Annotated in this window: 9 protein-coding genes and 2 pseudogenes; 6 read left to right on the top strand and 5 right to left on the bottom strand. The window is 63.7% G+C overall.

Annotation, left to right across the window (positions count from 1 at the left end):
• Nucleotides 1–6: 6 nt before the first annotated feature.
• Nucleotides 7–870, bottom strand: a complete 864-nt coding sequence (locus tag AC5RWT_RS04715; RefSeq protein ID WP_494079348.1) for an alpha/beta fold hydrolase — start codon at nucleotides 868–870, stop codon at nucleotides 7–9.
• A gap of 35 nt (nucleotides 871–905) precedes the next feature.
• A complete protein-coding gene (gene mhpA / locus AC5RWT_RS04720; protein ID WP_494079349.1) occupies nucleotides 906–2,669 on the bottom strand; it encodes a bifunctional 3-(3-hydroxy-phenyl)propionate/3-hydroxycinnamic acid hydroxylase MhpA in 1,764 nt (587 codons plus the stop codon).
• A 662-nt stretch (nucleotides 2,670–3,331) separates the two neighbouring features.
• Between mhpA and AC5RWT_RS04725 the strand changes: the two are divergent.
• From AC5RWT_RS04725 to AC5RWT_RS04750, 6 genes and pseudogenes are all read left to right on the top strand, one after another.
• A pseudogene (locus tag AC5RWT_RS04725) lies at nucleotides 3,332–3,744 on the top strand (hypothetical protein).
• 78 nt (nucleotides 3,745–3,822) lie between these two features.
• Nucleotides 3,823–4,407, top strand: coding sequence for a DUF3846 domain-containing protein (locus AC5RWT_RS04730; RefSeq protein ID WP_494079350.1), 585 nt, complete (start codon nucleotides 3,823–3,825; stop codon nucleotides 4,405–4,407).
• A gap of 179 nt (nucleotides 4,408–4,586) precedes the next feature.
• Entirely contained in the window at nucleotides 4,587–6,218 is a 1,632-nt protein-coding gene (locus tag AC5RWT_RS04735; protein WP_494079351.1) for a relaxase/mobilization nuclease domain-containing protein, read from the top strand.
• 30 nt (nucleotides 6,219–6,248) lie between these two features.
• Nucleotides 6,249–7,481 carry a hypothetical protein gene (locus AC5RWT_RS04740; protein ID WP_494079352.1) on the top strand — a complete coding sequence of 411 codons (1,233 nt, stop codon included), beginning with the start codon at nucleotides 6,249–6,251 and terminating at the stop codon, nucleotides 7,479–7,481.
• 188 nt (nucleotides 7,482–7,669) lie between these two features.
• Entirely contained in the window at nucleotides 7,670–7,852 is a 183-nt protein-coding gene (locus AC5RWT_RS04745) for a hypothetical protein (protein WP_494043975.1), read from the top strand.
• A gap of 260 nt (nucleotides 7,853–8,112) precedes the next feature.
• Nucleotides 8,113–8,412 (top strand): hypothetical protein, encoded by a 300-nt coding sequence (locus AC5RWT_RS04750; protein ID WP_452034416.1) that lies wholly within the window; start codon nucleotides 8,113–8,115, stop codon nucleotides 8,410–8,412.
• Between the two features lie 46 nt (nucleotides 8,413–8,458).
• Here AC5RWT_RS04750 and AC5RWT_RS04755 read toward each other — a convergent pair whose 3' ends face one another.
• The 3 genes and pseudogenes from AC5RWT_RS04755 to AC5RWT_RS04765 form a co-directional block, all read right to left on the bottom strand.
• Entirely contained in the window at nucleotides 8,459–9,499 is a 1,041-nt protein-coding gene (locus AC5RWT_RS04755) for a PDDEXK nuclease domain-containing protein (protein ID WP_494079353.1), read from the bottom strand.
• A gap of 1,142 nt (nucleotides 9,500–10,641) precedes the next feature.
• Nucleotides 10,642–11,814, bottom strand: a complete 1,173-nt coding sequence (locus AC5RWT_RS04760) for a bifunctional 2-methylcitrate synthase/citrate synthase (RefSeq protein WP_494079354.1) — start codon at nucleotides 11,812–11,814, stop codon at nucleotides 10,642–10,644.
• Between the two features lie 171 nt (nucleotides 11,815–11,985).
• A pseudogene (locus tag AC5RWT_RS04765) lies at nucleotides 11,986–12,693 on the bottom strand (dihydrolipoamide acetyltransferase family protein); the annotation flags it as partial.
• Nucleotides 12,694–12,752: the final 59 nt, after the last annotated feature.

The raw sequence follows: 12,752 nt of genomic DNA on the forward strand, positions 1-12,752 counted from the left end.
GTTGGTCTATCGGGTTACGCCGCGGGCGGCCAGATACTGCCGGATGACGGCGTTGAATTCCTCGGCGCGCTCCACTTGGGACCAGTGACCGCACTGGTTGAAGATGTGCGCGTCGGCTGTCGGGATGACGTTTAGAAGTTCCCAGGTCCGCGATACGGGAATGACAATGTCCTGTACGCCGTGAATGAGCAGGACGGGGATGTCTAGCTTGCCTAGGACGTCGAAGTCCAGCGGGAGTGCGTCGCGGTCGCGGTCGCGGGCAGTGACGACCTCGATCAGGCGGTCGGAGGCGGTGTCATTCAGGGCTGACTGGTAGCGCAGGGTGACGAGTTCGTCGGTGACGAGGGACTTGTCGACGACGAACTGCTCCAAGGTGCGACGGATGCCGGCTTCGGAGAGTTCGGGCGTGGCGTGGCCGGACAGCGCGGCGGTCTTTTTGGCGCCGCCGGTGCCCATAGAGACAACGCCCAGCAGTCGCTCCGGGTAGTCGATGGCGAACTGGAAGGCGAGCCAGCCGCCGAGGGAGTTGCCCACGATCCAGGTCTTCTCGATGCCCAGCGCGTCCAGCACGCGCACGGCGTGGCGGACCCATTCCTTGATGCCGTACTCGGTGCCCTCCGCGACGACCGTTTGGCCGTAGCCGATGGAGTCGATGGCGATGCACCGGCCGAGTTCGGAAAGCTCGGGCAAGTTCAGCCACCAGTTGGCCGCAGCGGTGACGCCGGTACCGGAGCCATGCAGGAACAGGATCGGAGTGCCCTCGCCGAGTTCGTGGTAGTGGGTGATCTCGCCTTCGGCGGTCTCCAGCCACTTGTCCTCAAGGCCGAAGAACGTATCGGTGGTGTAGTCGGGGATCTGGAGGGTGGTCATGATGGTTCCTTCCGGAGAGTTCTGGGCGGGCGGCGCTAGCCGGCCAGCAGCCTAAGGTCGTTGGCGATGGCTTGGGTTGGTTTGGCGGGCTGTCCTGTGAAGGCCATGGAACGCAGGATCGCGTCTAAAGTGGCCGGGGCGTGTTGGGTCAGACAAGCACCGGCGACGAAGCGGTCCGGGCGCAGGAACACGATCGGCGTGGGGCGGTCATCGAACCACTTTTTCATCCGGCCTGTATGGTCACCGAGGACCAGCACCTCGTCGTCCATGTACTCTTCGGCCCATTCGCGTTGGGTCTCGGGCAGGATACAGACCAGGCGCGCGCCGAGGGCACGCAAGGTGTACAGCGAGTCCTCCGGCAGCACGTCTTTGGGGTTGTTGCCCCACACAATGACGGACCACCAGTTGCCGATCGCGTCATCCAACAGCACGTTGTCCCCGTCCTTGAAGTTCACACGTGGCTGTGGGAACTGCCGGCCGACGGGGGAGACTTTGCTGTTCGCCGTCCGGACCGGTATCAGCCGGCTGCTCAGGGTGGCCGCCGCGCTGCCGGCCTCCTGGGTGGTCGGATCGGCCAGCACGCCCTGAATGTAGCGGGGCATCGGCTTGAACCTCATGTCGGAGAAGTAGCTTTTGACCCCCGGGAACAGGTTCAGCACCGAGGATGCAGCGTCGCGGGCCGCGGCGCCGACGGGATTGGTGATCTTGATGAACTTCCCGAAGGTCAGGGACAGGTCCACCATGGCCTTGGCATGCTCCTTGCGCTCAGCGGTATAGGTGTCCAGCAGCTCGTCGCCGGCCTGCCCTGAAACCACGGCCGCGAGCTTCCAGCCGAGGTTGGTGGCATCGCGCATGCCGGAGTTCCAGCCCTGACCCATCCAGACGGGCATCAGGTGCGCGGCGTCGCCGGCGATCAGCTGCCGACCCTTTCGGAAGGAACCGGCGACCCGGGCATGGTGGGTAAAGACGCGACGGCGGATGAAGTCCAGTTTCGAGGGGTCTGGGACATGGTTCTTGAGCAGCTTGTCGACGTAGGCCGGGTCGGTAACCTGCTCCTCGGCCTCGTCATCGTGGAGCATGAATTCCCAGCGGCGGATAGCGTGCGGCAGGCCGATTGAGACGTAGGGCCGTTTGGGGTCAGCACCGACAAAGACGTTCGGGGTCCCCAACGGGTCGTTGTTCACGTCCACCACCAGCCAGCGTGTCGAGGGCGATTCGCCTTCGAAACTCACGCCCATCCTCTTGCGGGTCGGGGACTTGCCGCCCTCGCAGCCGACCAGGTACCGCGCACGGAAGCGGCGTTCCTCTACCTGCCCCTCCGGGCCGGTAACCAGAGCGATTGCGGTGACGCCGTCGGCGTCCTCCTGAACGTCCTCCACTCGGTGGTTGAAGAGCACCTGCACATTCTCGAAGCGGGTTAGCCCGTCGTAGAGCGCCTTGTCGACTTCGGGTTGGATGAAGCCGTGCTTACGGTCCCAGCCGAACTCGTCGGTCTGCGGGTTGTTGACCAAGATGAGCTTGCCGGCTGCATTGACCAGCCGCATGATGTGCTGCGGGTTGGTATGCGGGCGTACCGTCTCCACCAGCCCCACGGTCTGGATGGTGCGGAAGGACTCGTCGTCCAGGCCCACGCCGCGCGGGTAGTCGATGAGCCGGTCCATGGCCTCCAGCACGGTCACCTTCCGGCCGTACATGCCCAGGATGTTGGCGAGCATCAGGCCAGCCGGGCCGGCGCCGACCACCAAGACCTCGGTCTCCGCCTCGGTTTGGGTGCTCTGATGAGCGGCTGTGTTGTTCATGGCTGCTTTCTTCACGTTTGGCGCAGCGACCCCGAGCACTGGTGGCACGGGGTATAGCTAGCGGAATCGTCCGTGTATATAGTGCACGGATATATGCGGTATGTGCACTCATGATGGAAATCACACCACAAGGCAAAAGGTGTGTCAACCAACACACCAGCACCGGGGTGTAGTGGTCGTCGTCTGTCGTCGCCCTCGGTGCACGGAAATCCACGAGACCGGGTGGGGGGGGTGCCTCGGTTCCTTTTGCCGACGGGATGAGAGCTATCGGGCCATTGACAGTTCACCCGAATCGGGCGTCCGCTGACGCGGCCGGCTGTTGGGTCCAGTGCCTGCATCGCACGCTCCGACGGCCGTGGCCCTGCCCCACGTCTGCGACGATTTTTGGTTTCTGTCCTGCGGATTTTAGGCGTCCGCACCACCCGTCTAGCCCCTCCTTCGTCGGGGCCTGCGGCGGCGGGAAATGTCCCTCCGGCGCTCCTGCGTCTCTGATTTCCTCCAGGGATTTCCTTCCTCTTGCCCTGCGGGTAGACGGGCCAGCGTCGGCTGCCGAGCAAGCGAGCTCGCCAGCAACCAAAAAACAACGGGGGGAGAGAGGATGCTGGCCGGTCACCAAAGGCTGCCCCACCCACCCGGCTTCTCGGACAAGAAGGAGCAACACCATGAACGCAATCGCAACTGCGACCGTGACCACCCAGGACACCGGAGAAACCATCGACGGCGTGACAGTGCTGGGCGATTACCACATGAACGGCGGCTACGACTGGATGGAACTCATCGAAGCCGAAGGCTGGGCTGTCCTTTCCGGCTGGGGCTGTGACGGCTGGGACCTGGGCCAGGGCCCTATGTCATGGTCGCGGCCACGCGGACCGCTGACAGCATCGGGAACCTGTTCGGCGTCGCCACGTATTGCGAGGGAGATGTGAGCTGCAAGGCCCGGCAGTGGGAAGCGATCACGGAACAGGCGTTCTTCCACTGGAAGAACGGGCAGGCACATGGCCCGGAGGACCTGCCCGAGACGGTAGCGAAACTGCGATCCCGCTACTGCCAGCCCTACACGGTCAACGCCGCCTAACAGGCCTCACGGCCGGTGCTCCGCCGACAGTGGAAGGGGCAGCGGCCCCACCGAACCACCTAAAGGGGACAGCACTTAATGAGCACCTGCACCGCCCTGATCATCCCCGCCGATGGACACGAACCGGCGCGGGTCGAACCCATCGACGCATCGCTGGAGAACCTGCAAGCCCTGGTGGCCGGAAATATCAAAGCCGTGAGCGTCGGCGACCGGCACTTCTACCTGAACGAGGAAGGCAAAATCCTGAACCTCACCCCTAACCGCCACGCTGCTGGTGCTGGAAGAAACCGGAGCCCTGGCCGATGTCTATTGCGGCAACGCTGTGTTCCTGGGCGAGACGGACGACGGCGGCGAGGCCGGACCATCGCCACAACAAAGTGCCGCCGCTCCCGGTGGGCTAAGAGGCACACGCGGTGGACCCCGGGTGCCATGTTCTGTCGCTTTGGGGCTTCCGAGTTCGAGACAACATTCCGCTGCGTGCGGATCACGAATTTCCTTTGTCCGAGGAGCGGAAACGGGCCGGCCCTTTTCTGTTTGTCCGCGCGCCCTCAGCTGGGATGGAGGCCCCCGTCCCGCAGCAGGGCGTTTGATCCCGGCCGGTACCTGGAAAGGGTGCCGGCCTTCTTGGGTCCGCCGGCTTTAGTCGGTGTTGTCCACGGCTGAAAGGACCCGGCCCCGCATTGCCGGCGGCCGGGCGCGGGACGGATTGGACCGTGGGAAAGTCTGCCGCTGGCAACCGCCCCGAAGTGGAGGCTGTGCATGACCGCCGGGGTGCGGTGGTGAGTGTCGGCGTCAGGTGGCGGGACGGATCGACCGCGCTGTCGAGGGGCTGATGTAGGGAGATGATTCCGAACATTACCCGCGGCTCGAGAATGGCCGGGCTCCTGGTGTATCTGGCTTCGACCGATGCGGATAAGACGAAGAACGCGCACACGGATCCGCACCTGGTCGCGGGTGATGCCGCGATCATGGCGTGGTACGACGACGGGGTCCTGGACCACGCCGACGCGCTGGCGATCGCGAAGCATTTGGACCAGCCGCGCAGGGCCTACGGGGTCGAGGTCCGGCAGAAGGACTTCCGCTGGGACCAGGCGGTGAAGCGGCGGGTGGAGAACGGGTATAAGCAGGCCGACGTGTGGCACTGCTCGCTGAGCCTGCGCGCCGAAGAAGGCCCGCTGACCGACCAGCAGTGGGGCGACATCGCCAACGACTTCGTGGACGCGATGGGCTTCACCGGGGCCAGCGGCAAGGCGCAGTGCCGATGGGCTGCGATCAACCACGGAACCAGCGAAAACGGGAACCACCACATCCACATCGCGGTGTCCCTGGTCCGCGAGGACGGCACCAAAGCCTCCACCCACGGTGACTACAAGCGGGCACAGAAAACCTGCCGGGAGCTGGAGGCCAAGTACGGGCTGGAACAGCTCTCCACTGTGCACGCCGCCCGTGGTTACGATCGTGCCGAGAAGGCCACTGCAGTCAGGGATGAGCGCGAAATGCACCGGTGGTCGCTGGCACGGAAGGTGCGCGCCAGCGCAGGCGCGTCAGTATCCGAAGCGGAGTTCGTCCGCCGCGCCCGCGACACCGGAATACTGCTCCGGCCGCGCTACGCGAAGAACACCACGGACGTCATCGTTGGGTACTCCGTAGCCGAACGCCCCAGGCAAGGAGAGCGCCCTATTTGGTTCGGTGGCGGCACCCTCGCCTCCGACCTCAAGCTCACCGCCCTGCGGGAAGGATGGATGGACTCGCCACAGTTGGCGATGGAAGCTGCAGCCGAATGGAACGCAGCTGCACGCAATAAGCGCAAGGTGGCCAGGACCGGACCCGAGAAGACAATTCCGCCGGCAGAAATGTGGGTGGAGTACACCCGTAACGCAACGGCACTGGTCGAGCAGCTGCGGGTATTGCCGCGTGATGATCACGCCACGTGGGCGAAAGCTGCACGGGAAGTATCCGGTGCCTTTGCGGCATGGTCGCACCGCCTGGAACCGGTCCCCGGGCCGCTGGCGGCCACCGCTGCTGAACTGTCCCGCACAGCCCAACTCCGCGCACCCAAGGCACACGGAAAACCCGTCGCACTGCCGTCCATTGCCGGGACGGCGATGTTGTTCATGGCGGCCTCGGGCAAGAACAAAACGGCTGCCCAGTCAGCGCTCATGCTGCAGCTGGTCAACACTGCCTTCGCCATCCACGAAATGCACCAACAATCCGGGCGAACGCGGGAAGCGCAGCGCATCCGTGCCATCGTCACCGAGCAGCTAAAACCGTTCGCAGCGTCCATGCCCCGACCTGTCACGGCCGGCGCACCCGAGCAGGCAGCACCCGGGCAGAGGCCTGTACCGAAGTCGGTGGAGATCGGCCTTCGCGGCATGGCTCCCACCCGCCCAGGGTCGGCCGTGCCGACCACTCCAACCCCAGCAAGAACCCACCAACACACCGGCCGCGAGTCCGGACCTGTGCTCGACCGCTAAAGAACCACGCCAAGGGATAAGGGGAACACCATGAGCGACTCAGACGGAATGGACGATGTCCTGGACAACGGAATGCGGCAGGCCCTGCTGATGGCCTCACGCATTGCCGAAACACTTGCCCGGCACCGGCAGGAATCCCTGCGGCAGCAGGAACACCTGGACGCCCAGGCAGCACACGAAGCCGGGACACGCCTGGCGGCCGAGCGCAGTACCGCGCGCGCGGCACTGGCACCGGTGGAGAAAGACCAGTGGTGGGACAAAGCGCAGCCCCATGACATCGCCGCTGTTCATGCCGTCGCGGAGGGCTGGAAAGACCATGACCCCGCCGCCTTGGCAGCCTCGGAAAGAATCCGTCAGGAAGTCCTGACGCGCTACGCCATCGACACCCACGACGTCGGTGCGGACGGCGCCTATCTGGAGTCATATATCCAAACCATGACCACGGAAAAGGCCCGGCAGGACGCGCTGGCAGCCAGCCAGGACGAGACGCGCAAAGCGGCCGCCCAACAGCATGAGAAGGCCATGGCGCTGCTCGCAGCGGCCCGTGCCGAAGAACTCCGCGCCCAAGCCCAGAAACTGGCCCCGGAAATGGAACGCCACCAGGTACCCGTCGAGTACCTGGCCAACCCCGAGCTCGCCCAGGCCCTGCAACGGGCCCACAACGCGAAAACCCCCCAAGCCGTCGCCGCCGCCGAGACCGAGATCAAGGAACGCCTGTTCCTCATCGGCAAGGACGGGATCAACGGACCCGCCATTGACCAGCTGCGCCAAGAAACCACCGCCACCGTCAACGGTGCCGACGACTCACACTTCAAGGATCCCGCGTTCGTCAATGCCGCCAAAAAGATGCACGAAGCCAAGCTCCTGGCTGAAGGCGGCTTCACCGGCTCGCAGGACCAGCCGCTGGAGCAGCGCTACGAACGCGCCGAAACGGAACTGTTCGCCCGCATCGAAAGCCTGGGACGCGAACTGGAAAACCGCGTGAGAGGCGAGGACAGCCAAGGGCTTAAAGACCAGGGCGAGTCAGTTGAAACCATCTCAGCCATGGAGTACGGGTCCGCCGCCCACCACCAGGCCTTCGCGGCTTCCCTTGCCGGAACCGCCACAGAGAAACAGGTACAGGGACGCCTCGCCGCGGCCCGCAGCGAGGGCACACACCCGGCCACCGCCCTGACCCAAGGCAAAGGGGCGGTGACGGCACGTAAAACCCCCGCCGGAACCGGTATCGGCGCGGAACGGACCAAGAGCGGGCCCAGCCGCTGAACTACGTTCTGTTAGCTACTTCCTGTTGTTGCTTGTAGGTCGGATTCCATCTCGGGCCACGTCGGTTCCCGCCTACCTGCAGCAGATGGGCGACGGCAGCTGGAAGATCAAGTTCAGCGCGAACGGCGCGCTGGCGACGGTTTCATCGAGCGTCGCCGGCTGCCTCTCCGCGAACATAAGGTAGCCACATGAAGACATTCGCTTTCGGCCTCACCTACGCGATCGCGTGGGGCGTCCTCATCTGGGCCGTGCTCGCGATCTTCGACCTGCCCGGCGCAGTCGCCGTTGCCTTCGTCGTTCCGGCAGTCATGCTGCTCCGCCCGATCGGCCGCTGGACGGGAATCCACGTCCTAGGCGAAAGAGCACCCTAAACAGCAGCAGGGGCGAGGCCCATCGGACCTCGCCCCTGCTGCCCCGCCCTTCTTTATAGGCCCTAATGAGTAAGAATCAGGGTCAGTAGAGATGCATTCCCCCCTGCAACACGCCGGAGAGGGGTACAGAATCAAGGGCCATAGACGGCACAGGTCAGCCTGGGGTCCATGAGGATTCTGCTGCCGCAGGACGAGTCAGCCGGTGCAAGAATGATCTTCATGCCCAGGACGAGAAGCTCTAGCGGGAAGGCTGCCGGTCGATGAGAGAGCATCCCTATGCCGGTCCCAGCGACACGAACGACTTTGATGATCTGGACCCGGACGAGGCGTCCCGGATGCTGCGGGCCTACAAGCTCCTCGGGGATGCCTTCGAGGATGCAACGGATGACGAGATGCTCGGCCGCGGTTGGCTGCTGGAAGACCCACTGGAGTTGGTGCGGGACCGGGCGGCAAGGCTTCGCCAGGCCGTAAGGGAGCTGAATGCCGCCGTTGAGCTGGCCAAACACATGGGAGCCTCAGACCGCGACGTCGGGGACGCCGAGGGCCGGTCACCGGCCTGATACCGCCCCTACGAGCTCAGTTGTATTCGGCTGGGCCGCCCGCAGATTAAACGATGTCGGCCGGGTCATGTTCCAAAGCGGCGGTGATTGCAGCTGGCGAAGGCAGTGTTGCTTGTTCGTTAGCGGGGAGGGCTTCGTAGGTGTATGAGGTGACTGTGAGCGGCTGGGCGGAGCCATCGAGTGCGTAGCGAACGGTGCGCTCGTTCCGGGAACCGCAGACAAGTATGCCGACGGTGGGGGCCTGCCGCGGGAGGCGGAGCATGTCGTTTACCGCTGCGACATAGAAGTTCAGCTGTCCCAGGTGCTCGGGCTTGAATTTTCCAGCCTTAAGTTCGACCACAACGTAACGGTCTGACGGTACGTGGTACAGCAGAAGGTCGATAAAGAAGTCGTCACCGTCAACGTCGAGGTGATATTGCCGGCCGACAAAGGCGAATCCGGGGCCGAACTCGGCCAAGGTCTGGGCCATCCGCAAGGTCATGGCTTCTTCCATGGCGTGTTCTTGGGCTTCTTCGGTCAGGCCAAGGAAGTCGAGCACCAGGGGGTCTTTCGCCACGGCACGGGCCAGGTCTGTTCCTTCACCCGGGAGGCGTGCTTCGAGGTTGTTCGGAGCTGCGCCGGTCCGGGTGTGGAGGCCGGTGAGGATCTGGTGTTCAAGGGCGGCGACAGACCAGCCGTTCTGGACGGCTTTGGATGCGTACCAGCGCCGAAGTTTGTGGTCGTTGATCTTGTTGAGGAGCGTGACGTTGTGGCTCCAGCTCAATTGTCCAGAAGGTGTCTGGACTATTGGTTCAGGTCCGGTCCATGCGGCCGCGAAGGCGCGCATGTTGTAGACGTTCGTGCGGGAGAATCCCTTCATGTGCGGGAACTCCGCCCGCAGGTCACGTGCCAGCCTGTCCAGGACTTTGCTGCCCCAGGGCTCGTTCGCTTGCCGATCCAGGATCGTCTGTCCGATGTTCCAGTACAGCTCGATCATGGCACTGTTAACTACGCGCTGGGCCTTGAACTGTGCCTGCCGCACCAAGTCCTTGAGGGATGTGAGGGCGGCCGCGTAGTCATTCGGCAGGTCCGGCTCGATCTGGGTCACCATTCCACCCTAATGTGCACCGATGACACGCTGGCCCCAATTGTCCAGACACTGTCTGGACAATTGGCATCGGCCGTGGCTCGCAGAGGGCCGCGCCGTGCGGCGATCCTCGTCGGTGCGGCAGGAGGATCCGAGGCCGGTAGGACCAGCAAATTCGCCACAATGAACGACGTTCACGCATCTTATGGAAGCTCCGCTAGGAGACAGTCTGAACGTAGAACATTTCGTCCTGAAGGCACCCTTCGCGCCGGTCACCAATCTTTTTTCCAAATGCTCTAGCGCGAGGAACCCGCCGCCAAAGTCTTGCCTTCAACCTCAACAGTCAGCGGTTCACCGTCGCCGAACCGAGTCCCGGCGGGAAAGTTCAACCCCGCGCCGAGGCGGTGTGGACCGGCATGCCGCGAGCTTCACTGGCGATAGGGGAGACACGCCCTAGGCGGCTCACTCGCTACACGTTGCGGACCGGCATCGAGGCCGTGGCGAGTTTCCGCGCCATCACAGCGGTCAGGCCGGCGCCGCGACAACCAGGGCAGTGTTAGTCAGGGCGGTGCTCGTGACAAGGGCATCGGCCAGAACGCCCTGGCGTGCGACGACAGCTGTACTCATGTTTACTCCTTCTCGTTGCCGGAGAACATCGCCGGCACAACTTCCTTACTGGGCTAATTTCTCGTTTTCCCCGACATCCTGTACAAGAAGGGAACAGATCGTTCATCGGTCCATGCTTCATATGAACTTCTCTTTTCGAAAAGTCTTCTTTCGGACCCCGCGGGGTTCACCCAAAGAATGGACCCGTCCTCGGTCACCGCGTCCACAATGCCTGAACATACTGTTGTGCCATTCCGACGAACGTCTATTGAAACGCCCGGGAGTGCGGCCCAATCCTCTACTCGTATAGGTCTCATCGCAGTCAGTTGTGAAGTTTTTTCCATGAGGAACTGCTTCCTAATAGGTGCTCTCGGGGATTTGTATAAATTTTTGAAGATCCTTAGGTTGCATTTGCACCCGTTATCACTTTTCATTTCGCAGCGGGATGGTGGTAAGTGGCGGTGAGGCACCGTTATCGTGGCGGTAGGAATGACGATCCGGGTGATCGTCCGGTGCCCCACCGCAGTTGATGGCAGCTGTAACCGTCGTTAGGGCAGTTACAGCTGGGTGCCCTCTTTCACAGAGCGCTCCGCTCGGCCGTTGTATTCACTGAGAGGGCGGATCAGCGAGTTCGCTTCCAGCTGTTCCATGATGTGCGCGGTCCAGCCGGTGATCCGGCTGGCCACGAACAGCGGGGTGAACATTTCCGTGTCGAAGCCCATCAGGTGGTAGGTGGGGCCGGCGGGGTAGTCCAGGTTCGGTTTGATATCCTTCGCCTCGGCCATCGCGAGCTCCAGCCCGTCGTACAGTCCGAGGATTTCGGGGCGGCCGTAGTGGTCGATCATCTTGTCGAGGGCGGCCTTCATGGTCGGCACCCGGGAATCGCCGTGTTTGTAGACCCGGTGGCCGAAGCCCATCACTTTCTTCTTGTCGGCCAGGGCCTGCTCCATCCAGGTCCAGGCCCGGGCGGCGGCTTCCTCGCGGGATTCGTCGGTGCGTATGCCGATTTGCTCGAAGGTGTGCATGACCGCTTCGTTGGCGCCGCCGTGCAGCGGGCCCTTCAGCGTGCCGATGGCACCGGTGACGGCCGAGTGCAGGTCGGACAGCGTGGAGGTGATGACCCGGGCCGTGAAGGTGGAGGCGTTGAACGAGTGCTCGGCGTACAGGATCATGGAGACGTTGAACGCCTCCACCACCTCCGGGGCTGCCTCCTCGCCGAAGGACATCCAGAGAAAGTTCGCCGCGTAGCCCAGGTCGTCGCGCGGTTCCACCAGGTCCTGCCCGCGGCGCCGGCGCTGGTCGTAGGCCACGACGGCCGGGAACGCCGCAAACAAGTCCAGCGCCTTGGCCATGTTCGCCTCGGGTGAGGAATCCTCGGCCAGCCGGTGGCGGGCGCCGATCACGCTGGCCGCCGTCCGGCACACGTCCATGGGGTGGGCCTCCATCGGCAGTGAATCGATGACCGACTTCACCACCGGATCCAGTGCGCGGCCGCCGCGTTCGGCCGCGGTGAAGTCATGAAACTGGACCACGTCCGGCAGTTCTCCATTCCACAGCAGATACGCCACCTCTTCGAAGCTGCAGTGCGCGGCCAGGTCCTGGACGGGGTAACCGCGGTACAGCAGCGAGTTGGTACCCACGTTGACCTTGGAGATCTTCGTGGTGTCGACGACGACGCCGGCCAGTCCTTTGCGGATCTGCGGCGCTTCGGTCATTGCAACGGTGCTCATGGCGACTCCTATGTCTTGCGGTCATTCCGGCCGGTGTGTCGTGGTCAGTGATGGTCTGGCACTTGGAAATTGAATACAGAGGCGTTGAATTCGTTATACGCCTCGTAATCCACCAATTCGTCCAAGCGCGCATGCGCCAGCTGTTCGGGACCTGTGATTGCTGGAACTGGGTTATGCGAGCAGCAGGGCCGGTTCCTCCATGATTGCGGCGACGTCGGTCATGAACCGGGCGGAGAGGTCCCCGTCTACCACGCGGTGGTCGAAGGAGCCGCCGAGCGTGGTGATCCAGCGCGGGATGACTTGCCCGGAGACCACCCAGGGCTTCTGCCGGATGGTGCCAAAGGCGACGATCGCGACTTCGCCCGGGTTGATGATGGGGGTGCCGGTGTCGATGCCCAGAGCGCCGATGTTGGTGATCGTCAGCGTGCCGTTCTGCATGTCCGCCGGTCTGGTCCTGCCCTCGCGGGCGGTGGTCGCCAGTTGGTTGAGCGCGATGGCCAGTTCCCTCAGGGGCAGGTCCTGCGCGTTCTTCAGGTTCGGCACCAGTAGCCCGCGCGGGGTCGCAGCGGCAATGCCCAGGTTCATGAAGTGCTTGACGTGGATTTCCGGGCCGTTCTCCATTTCCACCCAGGTCGCGTTCACGCTTGGATTGCGCGCGGCCGCCCAGATGACCGCCTTGGCCAGGATCAGCAGCGGGGAGACCTTGATGCCCTCGAAGTCGCGGCTCTTCTTGAGCCGCTGCACGAACTCCATGGTGCGCGAGGCGTCCACGTCCACGAAGATGCTCACGTGCGGGGCGGAGAACGCGGATTCGACCATTGCCTTTGCGGTGGCCTTGCGCACCCCCTTGACCGGTTGGCGCTCGATCCGCCCCTCCTGCTCGCCGTGGAACCAGAACCTCGGTGCCGCGGTCCGCATTGGCCCTTTTCGGGGATGGG

This window comes from Arthrobacter sp. Dra40 (assembly GCF_059091905.1).

Excerpts from the sequence above, each read along its gene's own strand:
- AC5RWT_RS04735 (WP_494079351.1), top strand. The coding sequence starts at position 4,587 with ATGATTCCGAACATTACCCGCGGCTCGAGAATGGCCGGGCTCCTGGTG.
- AC5RWT_RS04715 (WP_494079348.1), bottom strand. The coding sequence starts at position 870 with ATGACCACCCTCCAGATCCCCGACTACACCACCGATACGTTCTTCGGC.
- AC5RWT_RS04740 (WP_494079352.1), top strand. The coding sequence starts at position 6,249 with ATGAGCGACTCAGACGGAATGGACGATGTCCTGGACAACGGAATGCGG.
- AC5RWT_RS04745 (WP_494043975.1), top strand. The coding sequence starts at position 7,670 with ATGAAGACATTCGCTTTCGGCCTCACCTACGCGATCGCGTGGGGCGTC.
- AC5RWT_RS04760 (WP_494079354.1), bottom strand. The coding sequence starts at position 11,814 with ATGAGCACCGTTGCAATGACCGAAGCGCCGCAGATCCGCAAAGGACTG.
- AC5RWT_RS04730 (WP_494079350.1), top strand. The coding sequence starts at position 3,823 with ATGAGCACCTGCACCGCCCTGATCATCCCCGCCGATGGACACGAACCG.
- AC5RWT_RS04750 (WP_452034416.1), top strand. The coding sequence starts at position 8,113 with ATGAGAGAGCATCCCTATGCCGGTCCCAGCGACACGAACGACTTTGAT.
- mhpA (WP_494079349.1), bottom strand. The coding sequence starts at position 2,669 with ATGAACAACACAGCCGCTCATCAGAGCACCCAAACCGAGGCGGAGACC.